This window comes from Pedobacter rhodius (assembly GCF_027213645.1).
In the GTDB taxonomy this organism is placed as follows: domain Bacteria; phylum Bacteroidota; class Bacteroidia; order Sphingobacteriales; family Sphingobacteriaceae; genus Pedobacter; species Pedobacter rhodius.
Genome location: NZ_JAPWGL010000002.1, coordinates 67627 through 93908, shown reverse-complemented (window position 1 = coordinate 93908; position 26282 = coordinate 67627). Strand labels below are relative to the sequence as shown.

27 protein-coding genes and 1 riboswitch are annotated in these 26282 nt (G+C 37.0%); of the genes, 24 read left to right on the top strand and 3 right to left on the bottom strand.

Annotated features, from left to right (window positions below; translation table 11 throughout):
* Positions 1-8: 8 nt before the first annotated feature.
* From O0931_RS05965 to rplT, 9 genes are all read left to right on the top strand, one after another.
* Positions 9-1901 (top strand): RecQ family ATP-dependent DNA helicase, encoded by a 1893-nt coding sequence (locus O0931_RS05965; RefSeq protein WP_269414649.1) that lies wholly within the window; start codon positions 9-11, stop codon positions 1899-1901.
* 174 nt (positions 1902-2075) lie between these two features.
* Positions 2076-3383 carry an MFS transporter gene (locus O0931_RS05960; RefSeq protein ID WP_269414648.1) on the top strand — a complete coding sequence of 436 codons (1308 nt, stop codon included), beginning with the start codon at positions 2076-2078 and terminating at the stop codon, positions 3381-3383.
* Between the two features lie 26 nt (positions 3384-3409).
* Positions 3410-4147 carry a (Fe-S)-binding protein gene (locus O0931_RS05955; protein WP_269415429.1) on the top strand — a complete coding sequence of 246 codons (738 nt, stop codon included), beginning with the start codon at positions 3410-3412 and terminating at the stop codon, positions 4145-4147.
* Positions 4148-4354: 207 nt separating this feature from the next.
* Positions 4355-5263, top strand: coding sequence for a hypothetical protein (locus O0931_RS05950; protein WP_269414647.1), 909 nt, complete (start codon positions 4355-4357; stop codon positions 5261-5263).
* Positions 5264-5440: 177 nt separating this feature from the next.
* Entirely contained in the window at positions 5441-6529 is a 1089-nt protein-coding gene (locus tag O0931_RS05945) for an acyltransferase family protein (RefSeq protein WP_269414646.1), read from the top strand.
* A gap of 187 nt (positions 6530-6716) precedes the next feature.
* Positions 6717-8642 carry a threonine--tRNA ligase gene (gene thrS, locus O0931_RS05940; protein WP_269414645.1) on the top strand — a complete coding sequence of 642 codons (1926 nt, stop codon included), beginning with the start codon at positions 6717-6719 and terminating at the stop codon, positions 8640-8642.
* A 23-nt stretch (positions 8643-8665) separates the two neighbouring features.
* Positions 8666-9235: a translation initiation factor IF-3 gene (gene infC, locus O0931_RS05935; protein ID WP_056872808.1), complete on the top strand. Its 570-nt coding sequence runs from the start codon at positions 8666-8668 to the stop codon at positions 9233-9235.
* A 29-nt stretch (positions 9236-9264) separates the two neighbouring features.
* Positions 9265-9465: a 50S ribosomal protein L35 gene (gene rpmI, locus O0931_RS05930; protein WP_056095711.1), complete on the top strand. Its 201-nt coding sequence runs from the start codon at positions 9265-9267 to the stop codon at positions 9463-9465.
* Positions 9466-9540: 75 nt separating this feature from the next.
* Complete coding sequence (gene rplT, locus O0931_RS05925) at positions 9541-9885, top strand: 50S ribosomal protein L20 (protein WP_025144714.1); 345 nt, start codon at positions 9541-9543, stop codon at positions 9883-9885.
* Between the two features lie 406 nt (positions 9886-10291).
* Here rplT and O0931_RS05920 read toward each other — a convergent pair whose 3' ends face one another.
* Positions 10292-11542, bottom strand: coding sequence for a serine hydrolase (locus O0931_RS05920; protein ID WP_269414644.1), 1251 nt, complete (start codon positions 11540-11542; stop codon positions 10292-10294).
* Between the two features lie 84 nt (positions 11543-11626).
* A riboswitch (cobalamin riboswitch) is annotated at positions 11627-11817 on the top strand.
* A 98-nt stretch (positions 11818-11915) separates the two neighbouring features.
* Here O0931_RS05920 and O0931_RS05915 point away from each other — a divergent pair.
* The 7 genes from O0931_RS05915 (at position 11916) to O0931_RS05885 (ending at position 18038) form a co-directional block, all read left to right on the top strand.
* Positions 11916-13778 (top strand): TonB-dependent receptor plug domain-containing protein, encoded by a 1863-nt coding sequence (locus tag O0931_RS05915; protein ID WP_269414643.1) that lies wholly within the window; start codon positions 11916-11918, stop codon positions 13776-13778.
* A 120-nt stretch (positions 13779-13898) separates the two neighbouring features.
* Entirely contained in the window at positions 13899-14489 is a 591-nt protein-coding gene (locus O0931_RS05910; RefSeq protein WP_269414642.1) for a DUF6580 family putative transport protein, read from the top strand.
* Between the two features lie 143 nt (positions 14490-14632).
* Positions 14633-15565, top strand: a complete 933-nt coding sequence (locus O0931_RS05905) for an ABC transporter substrate-binding protein (protein ID WP_269414641.1) — start codon at positions 14633-14635, stop codon at positions 15563-15565.
* Entirely contained in the window at positions 15565-16254 is a 690-nt protein-coding gene (locus O0931_RS05900) for an SIR2 family NAD-dependent protein deacylase (protein WP_269414640.1), read from the top strand. Before O0931_RS05905 ends, O0931_RS05900 begins: the two co-directional genes overlap by 1 nt.
* Positions 16244-16966, top strand: coding sequence for a Dph6-related ATP pyrophosphatase (locus O0931_RS05895; protein ID WP_269414639.1), 723 nt, complete (start codon positions 16244-16246; stop codon positions 16964-16966). The genes O0931_RS05900 and O0931_RS05895 overlap by 11 nt, the downstream gene beginning before the upstream one ends.
* Before the next feature lie 132 nt (positions 16967-17098).
* The gene (locus tag O0931_RS05890) at positions 17099-17596 is read left to right on the top strand and encodes a YMGG-like glycine zipper-containing protein (RefSeq protein WP_269414638.1); all 498 of its coding nucleotides are present in this window, start codon (positions 17099-17101) and stop codon (positions 17594-17596) included.
* A 91-nt stretch (positions 17597-17687) separates the two neighbouring features.
* Entirely contained in the window at positions 17688-18038 is a 351-nt protein-coding gene (locus tag O0931_RS05885) for a Dabb family protein (RefSeq protein ID WP_269414637.1), read from the top strand.
* A gap of 774 nt (positions 18039-18812) precedes the next feature.
* On the opposite strand, the gene O0931_RS05880 is transcribed toward O0931_RS05885, so the two are convergent.
* Both O0931_RS05880 and O0931_RS05875 read right to left on the bottom strand, forming a co-directional pair.
* Positions 18813-19064: a hypothetical protein gene (locus tag O0931_RS05880; protein ID WP_269414636.1), complete on the bottom strand. Its 252-nt coding sequence runs from the start codon at positions 19062-19064 to the stop codon at positions 18813-18815.
* 53 nt (positions 19065-19117) lie between these two features.
* Complete coding sequence (locus tag O0931_RS05875; protein WP_269414635.1) at positions 19118-19852, bottom strand: DUF3291 domain-containing protein; 735 nt, start codon at positions 19850-19852, stop codon at positions 19118-19120.
* A gap of 114 nt (positions 19853-19966) precedes the next feature.
* Between O0931_RS05875 and O0931_RS05870 the strand changes: the two genes are divergently transcribed.
* The 8 genes from O0931_RS05870 (at position 19967) to O0931_RS05835 (ending at position 26214) form a co-directional block, all read left to right on the top strand.
* Positions 19967-20443: a GAF domain-containing protein gene (locus O0931_RS05870; RefSeq protein WP_269414634.1), complete on the top strand. Its 477-nt coding sequence runs from the start codon at positions 19967-19969 to the stop codon at positions 20441-20443.
* 16 nt (positions 20444-20459) lie between these two features.
* On the top strand, positions 20460-21065 hold the full coding sequence (locus O0931_RS05865; RefSeq protein WP_269414633.1) for a DNA-3-methyladenine glycosylase: 606 nt from the start codon (positions 20460-20462) through the stop codon (positions 21063-21065).
* A gap of 53 nt (positions 21066-21118) precedes the next feature.
* Entirely contained in the window at positions 21119-21607 is a 489-nt protein-coding gene (locus O0931_RS05860; RefSeq protein WP_269414632.1) for a pyridoxamine 5'-phosphate oxidase family protein, read from the top strand.
* Between the two features lie 67 nt (positions 21608-21674).
* The gene (gene kynU / locus O0931_RS05855; RefSeq protein ID WP_269414631.1) at positions 21675-22964 is read left to right on the top strand and encodes a kynureninase; all 1290 of its coding nucleotides are present in this window, start codon (positions 21675-21677) and stop codon (positions 22962-22964) included.
* Positions 22965-22970: 6 nt separating this feature from the next.
* Positions 22971-23834, top strand: coding sequence for a bestrophin family protein (locus O0931_RS05850; RefSeq protein ID WP_269414630.1), 864 nt, complete (start codon positions 22971-22973; stop codon positions 23832-23834).
* Positions 23831-24733 carry a histone deacetylase family protein gene (locus tag O0931_RS05845; protein ID WP_269414629.1) on the top strand — a complete coding sequence of 301 codons (903 nt, stop codon included), beginning with the start codon at positions 23831-23833 and terminating at the stop codon, positions 24731-24733. The genes O0931_RS05850 and O0931_RS05845 overlap by 4 nt, the downstream gene beginning before the upstream one ends.
* A 23-nt stretch (positions 24734-24756) precedes the next feature.
* Positions 24757-25458, top strand: a complete 702-nt coding sequence (locus O0931_RS05840) for a pseudouridine synthase (protein WP_269414628.1) — start codon at positions 24757-24759, stop codon at positions 25456-25458.
* A 21-nt stretch (positions 25459-25479) separates the two neighbouring features.
* A complete protein-coding gene (locus O0931_RS05835) occupies positions 25480-26214 on the top strand; it encodes a hypothetical protein (RefSeq protein WP_269414627.1) in 735 nt (244 codons plus the stop codon).
* Positions 26215-26282: the final 68 nt, after the last annotated feature.

The window sequence follows — 26282 nt, the reverse complement described above, 5'->3', positions numbered from 1 at the left end:
GCCGATTTATGACAGCAATAGAGATTTTACAAAAATATTGGAGACACCAGGCTTTCCGTCCGCTACAGCAGGATATTATTGCTTCGGTTTTAGAGGGAAAAGATAGTCTGGCGCTTTTGCCAACAGGCGGCGGTAAATCAATTTGTTTTCAGGTCCCGGCCTTGGTTAAAGCGGGGATTTGCATCGTGGTTTCACCTTTAATTGCGCTGATGAAAGATCAGGTAGAAAACCTGAAATCGAAAGGTATTGAAGCGATAGCGATTTTCGCAGGCATGGGTAAACGTGAAATCGATATCCTGTTGGATAATTGCATTTACGGTAAAATCAAATTTCTTTATCTTTCTCCTGAACGTTTATTGTCTGATTTGGTTCGTGTTAGAATTTCTTATATGAACGTAAACCTAATCGCAGTTGATGAGGCGCATTGCATCTCGCAATGGGGTTACGATTTTCGTCCACCGTATTTACAGATTTCAAAACTCAGGGAAATTCTTCCTGATGTGCCGGTTTTAGCCTTAACGGCAACGGCGACAGAATTTGTTCGAAAGGATATTGTAGAGAAACTGGAACTGAAAGACCCGCAGGTTTTTGTTAAAAGTTTTGCCAGAGATAATTTAAGTTATGTCGTTTTCGGACAGGAAGATAAATATAAAAAGCTGATTGAGATTTGCAGAAATGTAAAAGGAACCGGTTTGGTTTATGTTCGCAATCGGAGGGAAACCGCTGAAGTTTCCAACTTCATCAATCGCAATCAAATAAAAGCAGACTTTTACCATGCAGGTTTAGAACGCGATGTTCGTTTTCAAAAGCAGGAAGACTGGAAATTGAATAAAACCCAAATTATGGTGGCCACAAATGCTTTTGGGATGGGGATAGATAAATCAGATGTACGCTTTGTCGTGCATTTAGATTTACCCGAAAGTTTAGAAGCTTATTACCAGGAAGCGGGCAGAGCGGGTCGTGATGAAAAGCGAAGTTATGCGGTTCTACTGGCCAATCAGTCTGATGTGCTGAATCTGGAATCCCGTTACATAGATACTTTTCCTTCGCCCGATGAAATCAGAAAAGTATATCATTATTTAGGCAATTACTTTCAGCTGGCTTTTGGAGCAGGAGAAGGTCTTACTTTTACTTTTGATATAGCTGATTTTTGTAAACGTTTTAATATTAGTGTTTTAAAAACCATTTCTGCTTTAAAGTTTTTAGAACACGATGGCTACATCACGTTATCTGAAAGCGTTTTTTTACCGTCGAGGTTGATGTTTATCGTGGGTCATGAAGATGTTTATCGTTTCCAGATTGAGAACAAAGCTTACGACGGTGTTATCAAAACCATTCTACGCTCCTACGGTGGTGCTTTTGATGGTTTCGTCAGGATTAATGAGTCTGATTTGGCAAAGAAACTAGGTTTGTCCTATAAAGACGTCGTTGCTTTGTTGAACAAATTGCAGTCGATAGAAATGCTTACTTACATTCAACAAACCGACCAGCCACAGTTACAATATACTCGACCGAGGGTGGATATGGATCACTTCGATTTAGATGTGAAATACCTGGAACTGAGAAAAGAAATTTTGATTAAGCAGGTTAATGCTGTTGTTGCTTATACGACCTCAAATAAATGCCGTAGCATTCAGTTACTGAATTATTTTGATGAGCACACAGCAACGAAATGTGGCGTTTGCGATGTTTGCCTGGCCGAAAAACGAGCCGAAAATGAAGTGCAGATGAACGATGAAATTGAATTTGAAATTCTTTCTTTACTTCAGCAACAGCCTCTAAGTTTAGATGATTTAGTAACCAACATCAAAATTGCTGCTGAAAATGAACGAATAGATGCTATTCGAGAATTATTAGATGCCGGTAAGATAAAAACTGACGGGAAGAAATACTACTTGTAGTTGGATGATGGAAGATGGTGTAAAGACCGTCTTAAATTATCAATAAAATGTTATTTTTGTAACAGTCACTATTGGCGAAGTTTAAAAAAATATAATCGCTTTGCACGCCCTCCCTTCCGGGGAGGGTTAGGGTGGAGCTAATCAGTGTAATCATCCGCGAAGCGAAAAAACCAAATGATAGAAAAAAATAACAAGAAGACCATTCGTTCCTGGGCTTTCTTCGATTGGGCAAATTCGGCCTATAACTTAGTCATTACATCAACTATTTTTCCGGTTTACTATGTTGCCATTACTACGACAAAGGAACATGGAGATGAAGTAACGTTTTTCGGTAAAACATTTATAAATACCGTTCTTTCTAATTATGCACTGGCATTTGCTTATTTGATAATGGTTGTGTTATTGCCAATATTATCGTCTTATGCCGATGCTAAAGGCAAAAAGAAGTTCTTTATGAAACTATTTACCTATATTGGTTCTTTCGCATGTATGGGCTTATTCTTTTTTAAGTTAGAAACTTTGGAAGCCGGAATTATTTGCTTTGTGTTAGCGGCAATGGGCTATGTAGGCGGCGTAATGTTTAACAATGCTTACCTGCCAATCATTGCTTCAACCGATAACCAGGATAGGGTAAGCGCTCAGGGTTTTTCTTACGGTTATGTTGGAAGTGTTATTTTACAGTTGATCTGTTTTGTATTTGTTTTAAAACCGGATCTTTTTGGCATTAAAGACCCATCGCTCCCTGCTCAAATATCATTTCTATTAGTTGGTCTCTGGTGGTTTTTATTCGCACAAATTCCTTTTAAGGTGTTACCAAAAGATGTTCCAAATGCAGCTGCTGTAGGTAAAGGTATTATCAAAAGCAGTTTCGGCGAATTTGTAAAAGTGTGGAACCAGTTAAAGCAAATGAAGTTTTTAAAAACCTATTTAATTGCGTTCTTTTTCTATTCGATGGGTGTACAAACCATTATGCTTGCAGCAGCGGGTTTTGGTGCGAAAGTTTTAAAATTAGAATCAGGCAGTTTAATTGCAGTTATCCTGATCATTCAGCTGGTTGCAATTTTAGGTGCATGGATGATGTCGCTTTTAGCCAAAAAAATGGGCAATATAAACGTTTTGATAATCGTTGTGTTGGTTTGGATAGCTTGTTGTATTTATGGCTATTCCATTGTTAATGCCTATCAATTTTATGCTTTAGCTGCAATTGTTGGTTTAATTATGGGCGGAATACAGTCGTTATCCCGCTCAACTTATTCCAAGCATATCCCTGAAAATACAATGGAGACCGCTTCCTTTTTTAGTTTTTACGATGCCACAGAGAAATTGGCAATCGTAATCGGTTTATTTAGCTTCGCATTCATAGAAGGACTGACACATAGCATGCGTCAATCCATTATTGCGCTGGCATCATTTTTTATAATCGGATTGGTGTTTTTAGTACTCTTGAAAAAAATCGAGCGTAAAGAAACCGTAAAATTGTAAGTTTGCACGCTAAAGAATATTTGTTGATGAAAGTAGAATTGTTTGTGCCCTGTTTTGTAGATCAATTATATCCCGAAACCGCTTTTAATACCTTAAGATTACTGGAAAAATCGGGATGCAAAGTAGAATACAACTCAAAACAAACTTGTTGTGGTCAGCCTGCATATAATGCGGGTTATTGGGATGAAGCGAAAGAAGTCGGCACGAAATTCCTAAATGATTTTACCGAGAATACTTATGTTGTTGCCCCATCGGCATCTTGTGTAGGCATGGTAAAAGGTGGTTTTAACGATTTATTTACCAATACTATTGTACATAATAAATGCCGCAGTTTGCAATCCAACATCTGGGAATTATCTGATTTTTTGGTTAACGTAGCAAAGAAAGATTACTTCGGAGCCGAGTTGGAGGGAAAAGCTGTTTATCACGACTCTTGCAGTGCACTGCGTGAATGTAAAATCAAAGACGAACCTCGTCAACTGCTATCAAAAGTTCATGGTTTAGAAATGCTCGAAATGCAAGATACCGACATGTGTTGCGGTTTTGGAGGAACCTTCGCTGTGAAATTCGATGCCATTTCATCAGCTATGGCCGAACAAAAAGTAAATAATGCTTTAGCTCAAAATGCAGATTATATCATTTCAACAGATTTATCCTGCCTTTTACATCTTCAAGGTTATATTGATAAAAATAAACTTCCGATTAAAACCATGCACATTGCAGATGTTTTATGCAATGGCTGGTTGGAAAGTACAGAATATTAACAAGATTATTACTTCTGATTTACAACTCTTTAACACTATTTAACAAGTTTATTGTTCTATGTGCAATACCTTTGTTAAACCTTTTTCAAGCTTTCGTATCTAAACAACAAAACACAGGACAATGAAACCATCATGGTTTACCAGATACTAATTTTAAAACAAAACCATGAGCGCTTCATCACCATTAAAAATCAAAATATAAACAGAATGAAAAAAATACTTTTCGCTTTACTGGGCGTTTTATCATTTGCATCAATGGCAAATGCACAAAAGAAAACTTCAGGAGCAATACAGTTTGAAACCACAATCGACCCAGCTGCAATGATGGCGGCGAGCGGTGTTAAAATTCCGGAACAAATGGCTGCAAGAATGCCATCGAGCAGTAAATCGAACTTTGAATTACTTTTTAACGCAACAAATGCGAGTTATATGCCTGTAGAAGATACAGAAGACAGTAATGGAGCTGGCGGTGGTGGCGGCGGAATGGGACGCATGATGAGGGGCTTTGGTGGTGCAGGTGGTAACAGAGAATATTATTACACATTTGCCGATAAAAAATTAGTAGAAGTTTTCGACTTAAGCGACACAACTTATATTATGCAAAGTGGCTTAAAATTAAATGCAACTGCAGGATTAGGTTTCGGCGGTGGTATGGGTAGAAATCAAAATCCAAATGATACGACTAAAGCAAAACCAGTTGCTCCGCCTAAAATTGAAGTTGTGAAGACAAATGCAACTAAACAAATTGCAGGTTTCACCTGCCATGAGGCCATTGTAAAATCAACCAGGTCTATGAAAATTTTAGATATGGACAGAGACGTTACTGAAGAAACGCACATTTGGTACACTACAGATTTAGGTTTCGATTTTTCACCTAACCCTAACATGTGGACAGAAGGTGCAGTTTTAGCCATTGAAGGAAGAGGTACCAATACTATTGCAAAAAGTATCGAATACAGAGGGGTTAGCACTAAAGATGTTACTGCACCTAAAAAAGCAACTCCAATTACTGAAGCGGAGTATAAATTAAAAATGGAAAATATGATGAAACGCTTCAGGGGTAACGGCAGACCAGGCGGTGCAGGTGGCGTTGTTGTAAGAGGCTTTGGGGGATAATTTAATTCCGATAGAAATATTTAAAGGCCTGCTCAGTAATGAGCGGGCTTTTTTGTGCTTTTAAATTTAGAACTAAATTGTGCTTATATTTTCCTAACAATCTCGAGACATAATTAATGCATATAGTTTAATTTATTTATTATTGGATAATCTAACAAAAAAGTATTGGCTAATTCAATGAATAAAGAAGAAGTTTTAAAAACTAAAGAACACTTTGCAATTTTAGATGGATTGCGTGGACTGGCAGCTGTAGCTGTTGTAATTTTTCATTTTATGGAAATTGCCATAACCGATTACAGCAAGAATTTCATCGCGCACGGGTATTTGGCGGTAGATTTTTTCTTCTGTCTTTCCGGTTTTGTAATTGCTTATGCCTATGACAGCCGGATTGAAAAAGTAGGTTTTTTGCAATTTATAAAACTCAGGCTTATACGATTGCATCCGTTAGTTATAATTGGATCTGTTTTGGGCTTGCTCACTTTTCTTTTCGATCCTTACAGCGATTTTTATTCAACCTATGGCTTTGGAAAAACGGCTTTGCTGTTTCTAACTTCTGCTTTCTTAATCCCTTATCCCATAATGCCGGAACGATTTTTCAATTTATTTAACTTAAATGCACCTGCATGGTCGCTATTCTGGGAATACATCGCAAATTTATTTTATGTTTTAGTGTTGTGTAAACTGGGCAGGAAGACTTTGCAAGGAATAACCCTGCTTGCTGTTATATTCATCTGTTACGTTGCGTTTAAATCGACTAATCTGAGTGGCGGATGGGGCGGGCCAAATTTCTGGGATGGTAGCGCAAGGGTTTTATATTCCTTTTTAGCAGGGATGCTTATTTATCGCTCTAACTGGATAATTAAAAACAGATTGGGTTTTATCGGGGTATCTGTTTTGTTGCTTTTAGCATTTTTAATTCCATTCAATGATAAGTATAACTGGTTAACAGAGCCGTTAATCGTATTGATCTATTTTCCTGTTCTGGTTGCTTTGGGTGCAGGCGCGACGCTTAAATCAGGCTTAGAGAAAATATGTAAATTTTCGGGTGAAATATCTTATCCGTTGTACATGACACACTATCCGTTTGTGTGGGTTTTTCTGACCTATGTTGCAGTAGTTAAACCGGAAATGTCGTTACTTAAAATCATTATACCCATTTCAGTTTGCCTTTTAATCGCATTCGCTTACCTGGTAATGGTTTTTGTGGATATTCCATTACGTAAATATTTGAAAGATAGATTTATAGCGAAGTCAACTGGATTTTAAATAAAAAAGAAATATTATTTAGTAGATAAATATAATTTACAAATCAGCTGAAACTTGCTTTACAGCTGAAAAAACAACATCTTTGCACAAAATAAAATCACTTTGTATGTGATTTGGAATTAACTTTTTTTTATAAACTACTTTAAAGTCCTCTATAGGGGGTTTAGGGTTAAAATCATAGTTGTAGATGATTAATATTACTTTACCTGACGGCTCCGTTCGTCAGTATGAAAAGGGCACTTCTGCCCATCAAATTGCATTGTCAATTTCTGAAGGTTTAGCAAGAAACGTATTAGCCGCCGAAGTAAATGGCCAGGTTTGGGATTCAACACGTCCAATCGAGGCTGATTCATCGGTTAAACTGTTAACCTGGAATGATGCTGAAGGTAAATCTACTTTCTGGCATTCATCCGCCCACTTAATGGCTGAAGCTTTGGAAGCACTTTATCCAGGTACAAAATTCGGCATTGGTCCGGCAATTGAAACCGGTTTTTATTATGATGTAGACTTTGGCGACAAAGAATTTTCATCTGATGACTTCAAAGCCATCGAAACTAAAATGATTGAGTTGGCTAAGCAGAAAGAAACTTTCACCCGTGAAAGTGTAAGCAAAGCTGATGCAATAAAATATTTTACTGAAAAAGGCGATGAGTACAAACTTGACTTAATTGATGGTTTGGAAGATGGAAAAATTACTTTCTACACGCAGGGCGCTTTTACTGATTTATGCCGTGGTCCGCACATCCCGAATACTGGTTTTGTTAAAGCCGTAAAATTGATGAATGTGGCTGGTGCGTACTGGCGTGGTGATGAAAGTAAAAAACAGTTAACGCGTATATATGGCGTAACTTTTCCAAAAGCAAGCGAGCTTACCGAGTATCTGGCGATGATTGAGGAAGCAAAAAAACGCGATCACAGAAAGTTAGGCAAAGAACTTGAATTATTCATGTTCTCAGAAAAAGTGGGCGCCGGCTTACCAATGTGGTTACCAAAAGGAACGGCGCTGCGTGAACGTTTGGTTAATTTTTTAACTAAAGCACAATCAAAATCGGGTTACGAGCAGGTGGTTACCCCTCATATCGGAAATAAGAATCTGTATGTTACTTCCGGTCACTGGGATAAATATGGTAAAGATTCATTTCAGCCGATAAAAACACCGCAGGAAGGAGAGGAGTTCTTTTTAAAACCAATGAACTGCCCGCATCACTGTGAAATGTACAAGTTCAAACCGCGCTCATACAAAGATTTACCTGTTCGTTTTGCCGAGTTTGGTACTGTATATCGTTATGAGCAAAGCGGTGAATTGCACGGTTTAACCCGTGTACGTGGTTTTACTCAGGATGATGCACACTTATTCTGCATGCCGGAACAAGTGAAAGATGAGTTTAAAAAAGTGATTGATTTGGTACTTTATGTATTTAAATCTTTGGGTTTCGAAAACTATACTGCACAGATTTCGTTAAGAGATCCGGACAATAAGTCGAAGTATATTGGTTCTGATGAAAACTGGAAGCTGGCAGAAAGTGCAATTGTAGAAGCTGCTGCAGAAAAAGGCTTAAATACGATTGTTGAATATGGCGAGGCCGCTTTCTATGGTCCTAAACTGGATTTTATGGTTAAGGATGCTTTAGGCAGAAGATGGCAGTTGGGAACCATTCAGGTAGATTATAATTTGCCGGAACGCTTTGAGTTGGAATACACAGGCAGTGACAATCTAAAACACCGACCGGTAATGATTCACCGTGCGCCTTTTGGTTCATTGGAAAGATTTGTTGCCGTTTTAATAGAACATTGTGCCGGAAACTTCCCTTTATGGTTAAGTCCGGAGCAATTTATAATTCTTCCTATTTCAGAAAAATATGAAGATTATGCAAAAAAAGTTTTAGATGAACTAAATAATTCCGATATTCGCGGGCTGATCGACTTTCGTGATGAGAAAATCGGTCGCAAAATCCGCGATGCGGAGGTTAAAAAAATCCCTTATATGCTCATCATTGGTGAGAAAGAAATGGCTGAAGGTAAAATTTCAATCCGTAAACATGGTGAGGGTGATTTAGGTGAAATGACGCTGGAGGAGTTCAGCGGCTTATTATTAAAAGAAATAACAGTTTAAATAAAAATTAATTTTATACAAATTTGGCATTAGGAAGACCAGGATTTAACAGGGGACCACGTCCGCCTTTTAAGAAAAAAGAAGCAGAACATAACATTAATCAGTACATTAAATCGCCTGAAGTGCGTTTGGCTGGCGATAATGTTGAACCGGGGATTTATCCTTTGGCTAAAGCTTTGGCACTTGCTGATGAACTGGAATTGGATTTGGTAGAGATTTCTCCAAATGCCGTACCGCCGGTTTGTAGAATTATTGATTACAGTAAGTTTGTTTACGAGCAGAAGAAAAAGCAAAAAGAAATTAAATCTAATGCTAAACAAACGGTAATTAAGGAGATTCGTTTCGGTCCTAATACCAACGACCACGATTTCCAGTTTAAATTGAAACATGCAGTAAGCTTTCTAGAGAATGGTGAGAAGGTTAGGGCTTATGTGCATTTTAAAGGTAGAGCAATTGTTTACAAAGAGCAGGGCGAAATTTTATTATTAAAATTTGCGCAGGCTTTGGAAGATGTAGGGAAAGTAGAGTTATTACCTAAATTAGAAGGTAAACGCATGTTCCTGACAGTTGCGCCTAAAGTAGCAAAAAAATAAAAATAGGTTTATAAATTAAAAAACAGGTTATGCCAAAAATGAAAACCAATTCCAGTGCTAAAAAGCGTTTTTCGCTTACTGGAACAGGTAAAATCAAAAGAAACAACGCATACAAAAGTCACATCTTAACAAAGATGAGTACTAAACGTAAACGTGCCCTTGGAAATGCAAGCATGGTAACAGATGCAGATATGGGTAACGTTAAACGTATGCTTTGTATCGGAAAGTAATTTATTAATTCACCAGGTATCAGGCTTTAAGTTTCCGGTTAAACGGAACGCCGCTTGCCAAAAAACAACAACAACATGCCACGTTCGGTAAACGCAGTAGCTTCGAGAAGAAGAAGAAAAAAAATCCTTAACCTTGCAAAAGGTTATTGGGGAGCAAGAAGTAAGGTTTATACTGTTGCTAAAAACACAGTAGAAAAAGGTTTGCAATATGCATACCGTGACCGTAAAGTTAAGAAAAGAGAATTCCGCGGATTATGGATCCAACGTATTAATGCTGGTGCTCGTCAGCACGGTATTTCTTACTCTCAATTAATCGGTAAACTTGCTTCAAAAGAAATCGGTTTGAACCGTAAAGTATTGGCTGATTTAGCAATGAATCACCCTGAAGCTTTTAAAGCTGTAATTGATGCAGTAAAATAGAAATTTTCGCTTCGGCGGCAATCATATTTTAAAAAAGTCACGATGCAAATCGTGACTTTTTTATTTTTTAATAATTCCTGATACTTTTTCCGGGCAATCGGAAATCTTAATGCGCTGTTAAATTATTTTTCAATCCACAGGATTAAAAATCCTGATTTAAGCAGCTTGGAAAAAATTTTCTGACCAACTTATTTATAGACCTAACTAAACTTAATGACCATGTCCAGCGAAAAAGAAATCATTGCTTTAGGATTCCCGCCTGCGCGAGAATGACGGACGAATCTAAACTGATCCCCGGTCTGTGTCCTCACAGACCGGAATTAACTTAAAGATTTAGGTAGGCGAGAAGGAATTACGAAGTAATATCAGCAATTTAAACCAGACAACAATTGTCGAATTGAAGTTATCATTTCCTATAATCCATTTTAAATTTACTTAAATCGGGCTTTTTGTTTTTCTTTCTTGATAGTTCAAACTCATAAATTGCCTTGCCCAAATTTTTCATAAAAGGATAACAAACCGTTTCATACTCGTATTTATTATCATTAAAAATTCCATCTTCATTGCTCTGAACCACCGCCGTTAAAAAATATTCAATTCCATTCTTAAAATCAATGAAATAAGAGTTATCAATTATATAGCCGTAACTGTCGCCGTACTTATTAAAAATTCTGATGTTCGGATCTAAATCTATGTTTTGTTCACGTCCATAATAAAGCATTTTAGCATAAGTTGGCCAGAATGCTTTAGCATCATATTTCGGATAATCACTTTCAGTCGGATATTTACTCATGTAAGTATAGATCAATTTAAAATCTTCAGGTGTTAAATTATACCGTTCCTTTGGAGCAAAAGCCTCCGGGAAAATTAGTTTTTGCATTAATTTTTGCTGATCATTAATGGCAAATGCATTTTTATTTTCCAGACTAAAAGGCTTGTTTATCAGTTTATCCGTACTATCCAAATAGCCTTTTCCCATTGTTGTATTCGTTAGGTTTAAAGTATATTCTTTAGGGTCGTATTTTGCAGGCTGGTCATAAACCAATTTATCACCATTATAAAATTTAATCGGGTTAGTATGTTTAGCGCATTCACCGGCATCGCCGATAGCTAAACGATTTAAAATTCTGCTGTTATTTAATCCGTTCTTTTTGAGTTTTTCATTTATCTCGGCACGGCCGATAAATTCAAATAAACGGTTAAAAGCATCATTATCACTGGTGAGCAATATCTTTTTGATATAATGCTCGATGGATGGCAATCCATTTTTGGCCGATGTATCTTTCGTAACTTTAGTTTGCCCTTTATAAGCACTATCGGTTATCATTGTGCTTTTTGATGTTAATCCACTGCTTTTTAAACGGTTAACTTTTTCTAATGCAAAAATTACAGCCGCAAGTTTTACCGTACTGGCCGGGTAGAAATAATGGTGTGGATTTAAGTTGTAACTGTAACTTTTAAACTTAGGTTTATTTTTTGCACCTCGATCTACCTGGGTGTATAAAATTTGTATTTGGTTTTTATCAGGATGATTTAAAACAGCATTAAATAACTCCGGCTTGGATTCCATTAACTTTTTAAGAAAGACGGTATCGATTTTTTGGGCGCTTGCTGATAAACTCATTGCAAAAAATGCGGATGTAATAAACAATTTCATAGTTCAGATTTGATATTTAAAGTTAGTCTTTTGTATTAAAAAAGCCATTTTCAATCATCCATTTTACATCTTACTTAATTTTACTACTTTTGCAGCGCTTTTGGTTTCCGGCTTTACACCCGGAATTAAAAGGGAATGCAGTGTAATTCTGCAACTGTCCCGCAGCTGTAAGCTCCATAACGGTATTTCAATCTAAAGCCACTGTTTTTAAAAAAACGGGAAGGCAGAAAACACCGGGAGTAAGTCAGAAGACCTGCCTTAGCGAATAATTTCATAGCTTTCGGGGATTGAAGCTAGGATTGAGGTACTTAACGTTTTTCGTATTTTCATTTCCTTTCCTAATCTGTTGGCTGTGAGCAAAACTCACAATCAAATGAACAAAAAAAGAATTTTAATTGCTGCAGGCCTGGGGTTTGCACAATTAACAGTTAGCCAGTTGGCTAACGCACAAGACAGTTTGCAATTAAAAGATGTTGTTATTACGGCAACAAAAAATGATCAGAAACAATCGCAAACCGGTAAAGTTGTTACCATCATCAGTAATGAAGTTCTAGAGAGAAGTCATGGAAAGTCACTTCCCGATTTAATCAGTGAACAGGCAGGAATTATTGTTGCAGGCTCCAGCAGTAATCCGGGCTTAAACAAATCAGTGTTTTTTCGAGGTGCAGGAAGCGCTTACGCAGTTGTTTTAATTGATGGCATTGTTCAAAATGATCCTTCAGGAAATGGCGGCGCTTTCGATTTAAGGTTACTGTCTATCGACCAGATTGACCACATCGAAATTTTAAGAGGCGGCCAGTCGACCATTTACGGCTCTGACGCTGTTGCCGGCGTAATTAATATCATTACCAAAAAGGGCGGACCTAAAGGCAACACAATTTATGGTGTTGCAAGTGCCGGCAGTTACGAAAGCTACAAAGGAACTATTGGTTTAAACGGTGGTGTTGAAGGTTTTACTTATAATGTGAACTATACTCAAAATAAGACTAATGGTATTTCTGAAGCGGCAAACCCTGTTGGCAATAATGCTGAATTTGACAAAGATGGCTTTAGAACAGGTGCTCTAAACGCAAATTTCGGCGTTAAATTAGACAAGCATTTCTCCGTAAACCCCTTTGTACGCTATTATTACGGAAATTATAGTTTTGATGGCGGTGCCTTTAAAGATGCCGGAAACTATTCAATTATAAAAAATGTTGCAGCTGGTACAAACTCAAAATATGAATTCGAGACCGGGAAAATTACCTTGAATTACAGTTACGAAAATACGTCTAATGATTCACATAGTTCTTTTCCAAGCTTTAGCCAGGGCAAAGTGAACCTAATCGATTTGTTTTATAATCAAAAATTAAATAACAAATTAGATTTACTGGTGGGTATTGATAACCGTGTAATGAAATTAACCGCTACAGGTTCAAATCCTAAAGCAAATATCTTCGCGGCTTATGGTTCATTATTTTTACACGATTTAAGTATATTTAACTTAGAAGTTGGTGGCCGTTACAATAAACACGAACAATACGGTGAAAACTATACCTATTCGATTACGCCAACCATTAATATAATTAAAGAAATTAAACTTTTCGGAACAGTTTCAACAGCATTCAAAGTGCCAACCTTGAATATGCTTTTCGGCCAGTTTGGGGCTAATTTAAATTTGAAACCAGAGAAATCACAGAATTATGAGGCCGGTGTTAATTTCAGTTTTGCTGATGATAAATTCTCATTACGTGTTGCCGGCTTCAAACGCGATTTAACTGACGCGATAATTTATGCTTACCCCGCAGGTTATGTAAATCAGGTAAGCCAGAAAACCAAAGGATTTGAGGTAGAGCCAGCTGTTAAGCTTGGTAAATTTAATTTTAACGGTTACTATGCGTATGTTGAAGGAAATGAATTCAACTTCGTAGATAACGCCATTGCCGATTACCTTTTCCGCAGACCAAAACATACTTTTGGTATAAATGCCGGTATACAAGCAACAAGTAATTTATTCGTAAGTGCAAATTACCGCTACTTCGGTAACCGTACAGATGGAAATTTCAGTACTTATACCGTTGATACTTTACCAGCCTATAAATTGCTTGGTGCCTATGTGGAATACGCTTTGTTTAATAAGCGCGTTAAACTATTCTTCGATGCAAAAAATATTTTGGATGAAAAATATAACGAGATTATTGGCTATAATAGCTTAGGTTTTAACTTTAATACGGGTGTTACTTTTAATATCCGTTAATAAAATTTAACTTTGTGTTATATGGAAGCATTGTTTAAGATTTAAAATATATTAAACACCAGCTCCTTACTTAATACTTGGTACTTGATATTCGATACTTAAATACTTGATAGGATAAAAATGGCTCATTTAAAATTCAACCCACGCACATTAGTTTTATTATTAATGATATTGGCGTTAACGGCTTTCCGATTGCTGGTTACATTCAATTCTGATGAACTGAAATTTGCCAATTTCTCGTCGATAGGAGCAGTTGCTTTATTTGGCGGTGCTTATTTTAAAGATAACTTAAAGGCTTTTTCATTTCCACTATTGAGTTTATTTTTGAGCGACTTTGTTTTATCGACTACCATTTTTAGCAAATACAGCAACGGCTTTTTATATGAAGGCTGGTATTGGGTTTATTTAGCGTTTGCTTTAATGGTTTTAGTAGGCAGAGTGATGCTGAAAAACATTAATATCGTTAATCTTTTAGCTTCAACGCTGGTTATTGTTTTAATCCACTGGATTGTAACTGATTTTCCGATTTGGTTTAAAAACCCTGCTTACACACAAGATTTAGCCGGTTTTTGGCTTGTTTTAGAAAAAGCAATACCATTCGAAATCAGGTTTTTAGAAGGAACAATAATTTATGGTGCTTTGCTTTTCGGTGCTTTTGAAATTTTAAAAGCAAAATATCCGGTGCTGAAACTGCAAACGCAGAAAATTTAATTTTTAAAATTATTAGATTAATCCTCTTTTGATTCATTTCAAAAGGGGATTTTTTTTATCTTTAAACTGATACGACAATTTAATACCTTAGGTATTAGAACCCATAAACATCATCCATTTTACATCATTACATTTTCCATTACATGAAAGTTGTCTCATTCTTACCTGCTGCTACCAAAATGATTTACGATATGGGCTTGCAGGAATACCTTTACGGCGTAACTTTCGAATGCCCTAAAGAGGCGGCTGAAATGCCTAAAATTGTCCGTTGTGTATTAGAAGGTAAAAATTATTCGAGCATTGAAATCGACAAAATTTTCTCTGCTTCGAAAGCACAGGGCAAAAGTTTGTATTGGGTTGATGATGAATTGCTGGAAAGTATATCGCCCGATATCGTATTTACTCAGGATGTTTGTGAGGTTTGTAATATAGATACCGTCTGTACTGAAACGGCTGTAATGAAATTAAGTAAACAACCAACGCTTGTGCCGTTATCCCCAAATAACCTACAGGATGTTTACGAATGTGCCATAACAATTGCCAGAGCGATGGGTAAGGAGGAAGTTGCTTTAAACTACCTGGCAATGCTTCAGCAGAAAACCGATTACATTCTTGATGAACTGAGAGCAAACAAAGCACCACTTAAACGCATTATGCTGATGGAATGGATTGAGCCAATATACAATTGCGGGCATTGGATTCCTTTTCAGATTGCAGCTGCCGGGGGCGTAGATATGCTTTCTAATCCGGCAGGGGATTCCATTGTTACCCAATGGGATAAAATTCTAAAATACAATCCTGAAGTGCTTGTAATTACCCCATGTGGATTTGATGTTGGCAGAAGCATAGAAGAAATGAGCTTGTTAACTTCAAAAAAAGGATGGGATAATTTGGAAGCAGTTAAAACAAATCAGGTTTACCTGGCAGATTTTGATATGTTTACCCAACCAAGTGTAGGTACTTTAGTTGATGGAATCGAATCTTTAGCTTGTATGCTTCATCCTGAAATTTTTAAAGCGGACGAAAGAATTAGCAAGAAATTTGTTAATTTTTCTAAAATTGGCATACTTAAATAATGAAGAAACTAGTTGTTTTAACCGGAGCCGGGATTAGCGCAGAAAGCGGACTAAAAACATTTCGGGATTCTGACGGGCTTTGGGAAGGTTATAATGTTTATGATGTAGCAACTCCCGAAGCCTGGGAAAGAAATCCCGGACTTGTACAGGAATTTTATAACGAAAGAAGGCGTCAGGTTATGGCAGCTAAACCAAATCGCGGTCACGAAATTCTTGCTGAGCTCGAAAAGGATTTCGATGTCGAAATCATCACGCAAAATATAGATGATTTACATGAAAGGGCGGGATCGACTAAGGTGACGCATCTTCATGGCATTATAACCAAATCACAGTCTGATAGAAAGTCCAGCTTAACGTATCCGGTAAATGGCACAGAAATTAAAATGGGCGATTTGTGCGAGTTAGGCTCGCAACTGAGACCGCATGTTGTCTGGTTTGGCGAATCTGTACCCATGATTGAAGTAGCGGTCAAAATTTGCAGCACAGCGGATATTTTTGTGCTGATTGGAACATCTTTAGCCGTTTATCCGGCAGCAGGATTGATAGATTTCATTCCATCAACTACTCCGAAATACATAATCGATCCTAAAATGCCGGATGTAAAACGATATAGGAATGTAATCAGTATCGAGAAAAATGCTGTGGCAGGCGTGGCGGAACTCCAGGAAATCTTGTTTAATGAGAAATAGAAAGATTTGCATTTTTAACTGGAGCGGAGGTAAAGACAGCACCCTGGCCCTTCACTATGCATTGCAGGATCCTTCAATCGAAATCAAATACTTGGTTACAACAGTTACTGAAAAGTACAATCGGGTTTCCATGCACGGTGTTCGGGAAGCTTTATTGATAAAACAAGCTGAAAGTATCGGCATTCCGCTACATCAAATCAGATTGCCGGAAATGCCTGATATGGAAACATATGATAATGTTATGCATCAGCATTTATCTGAATTTAAAGCAGAAGGCATAACCCATTCCATATTTGGCGATATTTTTCTTCAGGATTTACGTACGTACCGTGAAAACAAATTAGAAGACGCCGGTCTGGAAGCCTTATTTCCTTTGTGGAATAAAGACACCCTTAAACTGGTTAATGAATTTCTTGAACTGAACTATAAAACCATCATTGTTTGTGCGCAGCAAAATTTAAAAGCAATCTGCGGAAAAGTTATCAACAGTAAATTAATCAATAAGTTACCCCCCGAAATTGATCCTTGCGGCGAAAATGGTGAGTTTCATACCTTTGCCTTTGAAGGCCCGGTTTTTAAGCAAAATATAGTATTCCAAACAGGAGAGCTGGTTTTTCGGACTTATAATACACCAGCTAAAGATGATGATGACTCACAACCAGTTAGTGATAAAGTTCAGGAAACTGGCTTCTGGTATATCGATTTATATTAGCATTTCTAAATTTTCAAAACAATTTGGCATCATTTTTTCTTTAGTATCTGTAGTTAACTAAATCATTTAACACAAATGAAATTTCTGAGTGAGGTTAGGTAGCTGAGAAAGAGTAATCAAAAAATTAAAGTTATGAAAAAGATATTAGTCGTATTGGCTTTGAGTTCAGTAATGTTTGCTTGTAATAATAAAGCAAAAGAAGAAGCAGCACTTAAACAACAACAAGCCGAAAAAGAATTAGCTGTTAAAGCGGTTAAAGATAGTTTACGCTTAGATAGCTTTAAAAAAGCAGAACTTGTAAAAAAGGAGCAGGCAGAGGAAGCACAACGACAAGCCGAATTAGCAGCAGCCCGTAGAGCAGGTGCAAAATCTTCAAGATCTTATGCAAGCTCCGGTGGAAGTAGTTCAAGTTCGTATGGTGGTACACAACCAACCGCTAAGAAAAAAGGCTGGAGTGATGCCGCAAAAGGTACTGTAATTGGTGCAGCAGCTGGTGCAGTTGGCGGTGCCTTAATCGATAAGAAAAAAGGCCGTGGTGCAATTATCGGTGGTTTGGCCGGTGCTGGTGGCGGTTACTTAATCGGTAGAGGAGAAGACAGAAAATCAGGACGAGTTCAGCCTAAAAACTAATTAGTTCTTAATATATATTCAAGGCGGTCATTTTTAATGACCGCTTTTTTTGTGCTTGGAAAAAATCCTTATATATTCGTTCAAAAAATAAATGATGTCTGATAATAATACCGCAGAAACAGGCCAGATACAACATTTTGTAATGTTCTGGTTAAAACCTCAATTAACAAAAACGGAAATAGCCGACTTTACTCAATTTTTCGAGGCTTTGAAACCTATCAAATACATTAAAACGCTTAATTACGGTTTGGCTGCAAATACGCCGGTTCGTCCGGTAACAGATAACTCTTTTACTTATGCGTTGACAATTACTTTCGCAAGTCTTGAAGATCATAATGCTTACCAGGAAGATAAAGCACATTTAGATGCCGTAGAAAAATTTTCTAAAAACTGGTATAGGGTAGTTGTTCATGATATTGTGATTTCTTCTGTTAAAGGATAAAAAAATCATCAAAGTCGTGATTCGATAGCTATTGGATGCGAAGCTGATTCTTTATCGGCTGTGGCAATCTTTCATGAGTTAATTTATTTCCTTTCGCAAATGATTGCCTGCCTACCGTAAATGTCATTAAGTTGCGAATCGTGAGGTCAGTCTGAGGGATAATTTATCTCATAAAAATCAAAATAAATTTGGTTAATTAAGAAAATCGTCATTTCGATCCGATAGCTATCGGATGGAGCGCAGCGTAATGAAGAAATCTTTGAACCGGAAACAATTCCAAAGATTTTGCTTCTCAGAAACTTCAAGTTCTCCACTACAGTCGAATCCGATAGTTATCGGATGACGATTTGACAATGCTTAAATGGTAAACTGACGAAGATCTTTTTATAATCGATATCATATAATAGTTGCCCTTCAATCGACTTCGCTTATTGCAGGCTAACTCTGTATCATAACTATTTTTTGTTATCTACTAATTTAATGGTTATTTAATTCACGATAAGTTTCTGAAAACCAAACTAATTAAAACCTGTTAATTCTTCCAAATAATATGCTAAACGTCTAAACTTCCCATTTATTTGGCAAAAACGAGGTTCAAAATAATATTTTGTTGACTAATTTATTTTTCTTTATATCAGTTAGTTATGTATGTTATATTAAACTAAATTATTACATAAAGAGCATTTTAAGTACGTTAAATGCCTTTAAAATCAAAATAAAATTCGTAATTAGGCTTTTTAGTATTGATAATCAATCAGTTAAGAATACCATTTGTTAAAACTGGTGTCTTTTGTAGGCTGCAGTAAAATCTTTTCGCATTAATTTAAATCGTTCGATTACGGTGGCAATAAAATTTTCATCCAATATTTCGAATACATCATTAACACCTCCTCCACTCAGATCCAGCTCTGCTAATTTGTAACTCTGCTCAAAAGTACCCTGTTCAAATTTTACGATGTATTTTTGGTTCATGGAAAAGATTGATATTTTACACTTCGGGTGCGGAAGTTCTGCGATAACTCTCATTTATTTAATTTTAGTTGGATGATGGCTGTGTAAATAAATTTAAATAGTTGGATTTATACTAAGGATTGCCCATTTAAGCTTCCCTGGCTTTCAATTATTTCGAAACGTGCAAACAGTTCCTCCGAATACCATTTACGTTTTCTGGTGAGTTTAATGATGTCAGAATGGTCAACGGATTTGTAAGCATAGTTTTTCATGCTATCTAAGTCCTCCCAGATGGAAAAAGTAGCCTGATCAAGAAAAGGATTTTCACCAACGCCTGCTGACAAAATATAACCGTCTGCCTTTCTCATTTCTATCGCCGCTCTCTTGATATTGCTTTTAAATTCTTTTACCTTTTTAAAATGAATTGCCGCCCGGGTGATAACAGCAACACGTTTGTTTAACGATACTTCATTTTTATCTGCTATAAATGGTTGTTTACCTGACCATAAGCCATGTGAAGATAAAGGTTTAAGTAAAATCGTAAACTCTTCCATTCCAAAGAAACGAAACCATTTTATTGGGAAAGATTGCTTATAGAAATTATCACAATCTAATTTACTGTCCCATGTTGTTAGTATTGCCCAGTGCTTAAAATCGGGTCCTGAATCAACTTGAGCGTCCTTTCCACTTCCCATTAATTTCCAGAATCTGCATTGTTTGTTTAGCCATAATGGAAAACGCAGAACAGCCATACCTAAAAATGCAAAAGGAATAGTGCTGTTTCGAAACTTTGTTATGGTTAAAGCGACAATCATGCTGAATGTGGTTAATTCCGTCAAAACTAATGAAATTACTGTTATCATGTTTTCAAAATTTTGTCATTATAATTATGTATATCTTAAAATCCTTTAATCCTGCTTAACTTTGTTACTTACTGTAATCCTATTAATCTTAAAATACTTTAATCCTGGTCAACTATGGCAGAAGATTTAATCATAACCAGAAACACGTCTAAAGAAAATCAATACAAATCATTAATTCCACAAATAGAAGGATTATTGTATGGTGAAACTGATTTTGTGGCAAATATGGCGAATGTTTCAGCAGCATTAAAAGAACAGTTTAACTGGTTCTGGGTAGGTTTTTACCTTGTTAAAAATGATGAATTGGTTTTGGGGCCTTTCCAGGGACCGGTGGCCTGTACCAGAATAAAAAAAGGTAAGGGCGTTTGCGGTGCATCATGGGCGCAGTCGCAAACCTTAATCGTGCCCGATGTTGATGAATTTCCAGGTCATATTGCTTGTGCGTCTGCATCAAAATCTGAAATCGTATTACCGTTAATTAAAAATGGTGAAGTTATTGGAGTTTTAGATGTTGATAGTGAATTTTTAAGTCACTTTGATACAACAGACCAAATTTATTTAGAGCAAATTATATCAGTTTTATTAAATTAAAACATTAGATAAAAGAGTGAAATTATCTCCTGATTATTACCTCAATGAAGATGTCGTTGAACTTGCGAAAGATTTACTTGGTAAAGTCCTTTTTACTAAGATAGACGGCAAAATATCTGCAGGTATAATTGTAGAAACCGAAGCCTATTTTGGAATTAAGGATAAAGCTTCGCATGCGTATGGCGGTCGCCGTACAAATCGTACCGAAACCATGTATAGCCAGGGTGGTGTTGCATATGTTTACTTGTGTTATGGGATGCATGATCTTTTTAATGTGGTAAGTTCGGTAAAGGACGATCCTCATGCCGTTTTGATACGGGCAATAGAGCCGTTATTAGGTAAGGAGCTGATTGAAGAAAGGCGAAATATGCCAATTTCGAAAGCTGCGATTTCTTCAGGCCCGGGCTCTGCTGCAAAAGCGTTGGGTATCGATCGTTCTTTTAATGCGAAGGATTTATCTGCTGATGAAATCTGGATTGAAGATCATCAAATCCGTTACCAGGATGATGAAATTATCGCGAGTCCCCGTGTTGGGATTGCGTATGCCAAAGAACATGCTTTGCTGCCCTGGCGTTTTTTTGTGAAAGGCAATAAATACGTTAGTAAGCCAAATAAGGCTTAAGCAACTCAAACATTTCTATTGAAATCCTGTTTTTCTTACAAATACTTAATAAAATGAAAAACGAGAAAAATATAGCAATTCTAAAAGAGATGGCAGAAAGTGTAAGAACATGTATGTTTACCACTTTCTCAGCAAGTGAGGAATTCGGAAGCAGGCCAATGGGCACTGCAAAAATTGAAGATGACGGCAGTATCTGGTTTTATACAAACGAATACTCATTAAAATCTAAAGAAATTTCTAAAGACGATAACGTTCTTTTAGCCTATAGTGATCCATCAAAGAACACTTATTTAACGGTTAAAGGAAAGGCAGAATTGATTGATGATAAAGTTAGGAAGGAAGCTTATTTCTCTCCGTTTATTAAAGCCTGGTTCCCTGACGGAATCGAAGACCCAAGGTTAATTTTGATAAAAGTTACACCTGAAGAAGCCGAATATTGGGATGCTTCATCATTTAAAATTGTTGTGCTTTTCAGTATACTAAAGGCGGTTGTTACCGGCGAAACACCTGATTTAGGAAAACACGATACAATGAAGTTTTAAATAACATCACTTCTTTTTAAGAGCAGGTTTGGCAACAATACCTGCTTTTTTTGTTAATATTGAGGCGATGAATTTAGAAAACAATTTGGCATTTGCGAAAACGCAGGACGAAGCTGATGAATTGAAGGATTTTAGAAATCAATTCTTATTTCCAAAGCATAACAATAAAGAATTTATATACCTATGTGGTAACTCTTTAGGCTTGCAACCTAAAGTGGCAAAAGCAGTTTTAGGTAGTCAGTTAGACAACTGGGCTAATTATGCAGTTGAGGGTTGGTTTGATGGAGATCAGCCCTGGATGTTTTATCATAAAGAACTCAAAAAATTAATGGCGCCGATTGTTGGTGCATTTCCTTCAGAGGTTTGTCCGATGAATACCTTAACGGTGAACCTCCACTTATTGATGGTTAGCTTTTATCAGCCAAAAGGAAAGCGCTTCAAAATCATTATGGAGGGTGGTGCTTTTCCTTCCGACCAATATGCAATAGAAAGCCAGGTTAAATTTCACGGTTTCGACCCGAAAGAAGCGATCCTAGAGGTTTTTCCTCTTGAGGGCGAGGAAATCTTAAGAACTGAAGATATTATCGCTAAAATCGAAGAAAACGGTTCTGAAATTGCCTTGGTTCTATTTGGAGGGATTAATTATTACACTGGTCAGTGGTACGATATGGAAGCAATAACCAACGCTGGTCATTCAATTGGAGCAATTGTAGGATGGGACCTGGCACATGCCGCCGGAAATGTTCCTGTTAAGCTTCACGATTGGCAGGTGGATTTTGCATGCTGGTGCTCTTATAAATATCAAAACTCAGGTCCGGGAGGTATAAGTGGCATATTTGTTCATGAAAAACATTTCGGAAATACAGAACTGAATCGTTTCGCAGGCTGGTGGGGTTACCAGGAAAATAAGCGTTTTAAAATGGAAAAAGGTTTTATTCCGGAAGCAGGGGCAGATGGCTGGCAAATCAGTTGTACACAGGTAATGCCGATGGCTTTGTATCATGCATCGCTTCAGCTTTTTGAACAAGCGGGTTTCATAGAACCATTAAGAAATAAAAGTATAACTTTAACCAATTACCTGGAATTTATTATAAATGAGGTTAATATAAATTTAGGATTTGAGCAATATAAGATTATTACGCCTAAGGATGTTAAAGATAGGGGTGCTCAGCTCTCCATCATTGCCAAAGAGCAGGGAAAGCTTATTTTTGATGGTTTAGTTGAAAATCATGTGCTTGGCGATTGGCGCGAACCTGATGTGATTCGTTTAAGTCCGATACCGCTTTACAATTCATTTGAAGATATTTACAAAACCGGACAAATACTGCTTGAGGTAACCAGAAAAGTTTTAAACTAAAATTCGATGATTAACTATAACCCTAAAGATTGGTTCACATTCATATTTCATATCCATAAAGCAGATACATTCAGAAAACTGTGGCCGTTAATGATAAGTGTGTCAATTTATTCGGCTCTTGTCGCATTTTTGGAACTTAATATTTTTAAACTTTCTAAAAGTGATTATGTAAGTAATATTGGTTTGATGCATAGTTTGCTTGGCTTTGTGATTTCCATGCTTTTGGTATTCAGAACAAACACATCTTATGACAGGTGGTGGGATGGCCGTAAGCTTTTAGGTGCTTTAACAAATGTAAGTCGCAATTTTGCGATGAAAATCAAGGCTTTGAACTTACCCGATGATGATGTACGTTTCTTTGAATATGGGATTCCTAAATATGCTTTTGCATTAAAAGAACATCTGCGCGAGAAGCTTTACTTTGGTAAAAATAGTTTTTTAATCGAAGTAGAGGCCGGAAAACACATTCCTAATCAGATTGCCAGCAGTATGATTTCAAGGTTATACGCGCTTACTTCAAAAGGCCTGATTTCTAACGAGCAACTGATTGTTTTAACCAATGATGTAAATCAATTTACGGATATTTGCGGTGGATGTGAGCGAATTAAAAATACACCGATTCCATTTTCATATAGCGTATTTATCAAGAAATTTCTCTTTGTTTACGTGCTGACCATTCCGATAGGCTGGGTATTTAGTTTAGGCTATTACCTGGTGCTAATTGTTCCTTTTATCCTCTATGTATTAGCGAGTTTAGAGCTGATAGCTGAAGAAATAGAGAACCCGTTTGGGGAGGATGCGAATGATTTGCCGGTTGATCAGATTTGCGATAATATCGAAAAACATGTTGAAGAGATTTTAAGTAAATGATTAAAATTGCATGGCATCCCCTGTACGCTCATCCGCTTCCGGAAGGACATCGTTTTCCGATGTTAAAATATGAATTGATTCCGGAACAATTACTCCATGAGGGTATCATAGAACAGGAAAATTTATTTCAACCTGAGCCCGTGGATGAAGGTATCGTTCTGCTCACCCATAATAAAGATTATTGGGCACAATTGAGAAGTTTAACCTTACCTGCCAAAGAACAAAGAAGGATTGGTTTTCCGCTAAATGCAGAATTGATTGAACGTGAATTAAGGATTACGCAAGGCACTATCGACGGAACTCAGTTTGCCATGGATAATGGAATTGCCTTTAACGTCGCAGGAGGAACACATCACGCCGGAACGAACTGGGGCGAGGGGTTTTGTCTGTTGAATGACCAGTCAATTGCTGCTAATTATCTATTAAATAGAAAATTAAGTAAGCGTATCTTAATTATTGATTTAGATGTCCATCAGGGAAATGGGACAGCTGAAATTTTTCAAGACGAACCCCGGGTGTTTACGTTCTCTATGCACGGTGATAAGAATTTCCCGTTTAGAAAAGAACGATCTAATCTTGATGTACCACTACCTGACGGCGTTGAGGACGAAGAATATTTAACCTTATTAGAAAAAAATTTGAAGAAGGCTTTCGAGCGTTCCAAACCGGATTTTGTTTTTTATCTATCTGGTGTTGACGTGCTTGCAACAGATAAGCTAGGTAAAATTTCCTTAACTAAAACTGGCTGCAAAGAGCGGGATAATATTGTATTACAGGCTTGTAAGACGAAAAATATCCCGTTGCAGGTCAGTATGGGCGGAGGTTATTCCGCAGATATTAAAGATATTGTTGATGCGCATTGTAATACGTACCGGTTAGCTTTTAATTTATTTACTTAATCCAATATCCTTATCTTCGCCGCATGTTGGAGATAATTTATCAGGATGAATATTTAATCGCAATTAATAAGCCGCACGGTTTATTGGTTCATCAATCATCTATTGCCAGAGATGCCACAGAATTTGCACTACAGATGCTTCGTGATCAGGTAGGTAGGCACGTAAGTCCTGTACACCGTCTTGACAGAAAGACAAGCGGTATATTATTATTTGCTTTTGATAAGGAATCTGAAATCGCTATGCATCAACAATTTATGAATTCAGAAACTGGCAAAAAATACCTAGCCATTTTACGGGGTTTTACGCCTGATATAATGGATATTGATTATCCGTTGGCAAAGGAAAATGGTACGATGCAAGACGCTTTTACATCTTTTAGAACACTGCAAAAAGCAGAAATTAATGTGGCTTTTGGCAAGCATCCCACATCAAGATATTCCTTAGTTGAAGCGACACCCAAAACCGGAAGAATGCATCAGTTAAGAAGGCACTTCAGTCACATCCTTCATCCGATTATCGGCGACAGAACACATGGATGCAATAAGCAAAATAAATTATTTCTGGAACAATGGAATATGACAACGATGCTGTTGCACGCATCTGAATTAAGTTTTATTCACCCTAAAACCTCTCAAAGCATTCACCTTAAAGCAAATCTGCATACTGAATTCATAAGGGTAATGGATTTTATGAAAATGAAGCCTGTAGCACAATTTTTGTCTTGAAAATCTGTTTATAAATCATCTATGAATAAATACTTACGTTTAGCTTTACCAATTTTAGCGATTTTTGCCAGCAGTTGTTCTTCGGTTTATATGCCTAATGTTCCTAATACACCAATGCTTAGTAAACAAGGTGAGTTTAGTGGAGGCGGACATATCTCGCTTAAAGGAAACGCAAGTATTAACGGCGCATATGCCGTGTCTAATCATGTAGGAGTGCTTTTTAGTGGTTCAACGATGAGTAATGAAAGAAAAAGCAAAGATTTCGGACATAAGTTAATTGAGATTGGAGGCGGTTATTTCGATACATTTGGACCGGATAATAACAGGATTATAGAAATTTATGGTGGTGTTGGAAAGGGTTGGAGCGATATTACTTTCCGTGATTATAAAAATGATATCCTGGTCAGCAATGATGTTCAGGAAGTTGATTACAGAAAATCATTCTTACAAGTAAACTACAGTTCCAAACGTAAAAATAATTTACACCTTTTCGGAACCGATTTCCCGATAAATTACGGAACAGCGTTGAGAATCAGTCATGTTACAATGGATAGGTTCTTCATAAATAATGTAGTTCAGCCTAAAGAAGACAATATTTTCTTTGAACCAATTTTCTTTACCAGAATGGGATTGAGTAAAAATGTTCAGCTTCAGTATACGACAAGCAGCAATATTGGCCTAAAAAGCAGGAAATATATGTCTGCCGGGAACTCAATTTTTACCATTGGTGTTGTAGTGAATGTGGGGGGGAAATAGGGGTTGTTGCTCATGCATTACAGGCCGCAATCATTCTTGAATCTTATATCATTAAGTTTAGCCTGTGC

Excerpts from the sequence above, each read along its gene's own strand:
- O0931_RS05835 (WP_269414627.1), top strand. The coding sequence starts at position 25,480 with ATGAATAAATACTTACGTTTAGCTTTACCAATTTTAGCGATTTTTGCC.
- O0931_RS05960 (WP_269414648.1), top strand. The coding sequence starts at position 2,076 with ATGATAGAAAAAAATAACAAGAAGACCATTCGTTCCTGGGCTTTCTTC.
- O0931_RS05895 (WP_269414639.1), top strand. The coding sequence starts at position 16,244 with ATGAGAAATAGAAAGATTTGCATTTTTAACTGGAGCGGAGGTAAAGAC.
- O0931_RS05880 (WP_269414636.1), bottom strand. The coding sequence starts at position 19,064 with ATGAGAGTTATCGCAGAACTTCCGCACCCGAAGTGTAAAATATCAATC.
- O0931_RS05900 (WP_269414640.1), top strand. The coding sequence starts at position 15,565 with ATGAAGAAACTAGTTGTTTTAACCGGAGCCGGGATTAGCGCAGAAAGC.
- O0931_RS05860 (WP_269414632.1), top strand. The coding sequence starts at position 21,119 with ATGAAAAACGAGAAAAATATAGCAATTCTAAAAGAGATGGCAGAAAGT.
- O0931_RS05845 (WP_269414629.1), top strand. The coding sequence starts at position 23,831 with ATGATTAAAATTGCATGGCATCCCCTGTACGCTCATCCGCTTCCGGAA.
- kynU (WP_269414631.1), top strand. The coding sequence starts at position 21,675 with ATGAATTTAGAAAACAATTTGGCATTTGCGAAAACGCAGGACGAAGCT.
- O0931_RS05875 (WP_269414635.1), bottom strand. The coding sequence starts at position 19,852 with ATGATAACAGTAATTTCATTAGTTTTGACGGAATTAACCACATTCAGC.
- O0931_RS05955 (WP_269415429.1), top strand. The coding sequence starts at position 3,410 with ATGAAAGTAGAATTGTTTGTGCCCTGTTTTGTAGATCAATTATATCCC.
- O0931_RS05850 (WP_269414630.1), top strand. The coding sequence starts at position 22,971 with ATGATTAACTATAACCCTAAAGATTGGTTCACATTCATATTTCATATC.
- thrS (WP_269414645.1), top strand. The coding sequence starts at position 6,717 with ATGATTAATATTACTTTACCTGACGGCTCCGTTCGTCAGTATGAAAAG.
- O0931_RS05890 (WP_269414638.1), top strand. The coding sequence starts at position 17,099 with ATGAAAAAGATATTAGTCGTATTGGCTTTGAGTTCAGTAATGTTTGCT.
- O0931_RS05870 (WP_269414634.1), top strand. The coding sequence starts at position 19,967 with ATGGCAGAAGATTTAATCATAACCAGAAACACGTCTAAAGAAAATCAA.
- O0931_RS05915 (WP_269414643.1), top strand. The coding sequence starts at position 11,916 with ATGAACAAAAAAAGAATTTTAATTGCTGCAGGCCTGGGGTTTGCACAA.
- O0931_RS05905 (WP_269414641.1), top strand. The coding sequence starts at position 14,633 with ATGAAAGTTGTCTCATTCTTACCTGCTGCTACCAAAATGATTTACGAT.
- O0931_RS05840 (WP_269414628.1), top strand. The coding sequence starts at position 24,757 with ATGTTGGAGATAATTTATCAGGATGAATATTTAATCGCAATTAATAAG.
- rplT (WP_025144714.1), top strand. The coding sequence starts at position 9,541 with ATGCCACGTTCGGTAAACGCAGTAGCTTCGAGAAGAAGAAGAAAAAAA.
- O0931_RS05920 (WP_269414644.1), bottom strand. The coding sequence starts at position 11,542 with ATGAAATTGTTTATTACATCCGCATTTTTTGCAATGAGTTTATCAGCA.
- O0931_RS05950 (WP_269414647.1), top strand. The coding sequence starts at position 4,355 with ATGAAAAAAATACTTTTCGCTTTACTGGGCGTTTTATCATTTGCATCA.
- O0931_RS05910 (WP_269414642.1), top strand. The coding sequence starts at position 13,899 with ATGGCTCATTTAAAATTCAACCCACGCACATTAGTTTTATTATTAATG.
- O0931_RS05965 (WP_269414649.1), top strand. The coding sequence starts at position 9 with ATGACAGCAATAGAGATTTTACAAAAATATTGGAGACACCAGGCTTTC.
- O0931_RS05885 (WP_269414637.1), top strand. The coding sequence starts at position 17,688 with ATGATGTCTGATAATAATACCGCAGAAACAGGCCAGATACAACATTTT.
- O0931_RS05945 (WP_269414646.1), top strand. The coding sequence starts at position 5,441 with ATGAATAAAGAAGAAGTTTTAAAAACTAAAGAACACTTTGCAATTTTA.
- rpmI (WP_056095711.1), top strand. The coding sequence starts at position 9,265 with ATGCCAAAAATGAAAACCAATTCCAGTGCTAAAAAGCGTTTTTCGCTT.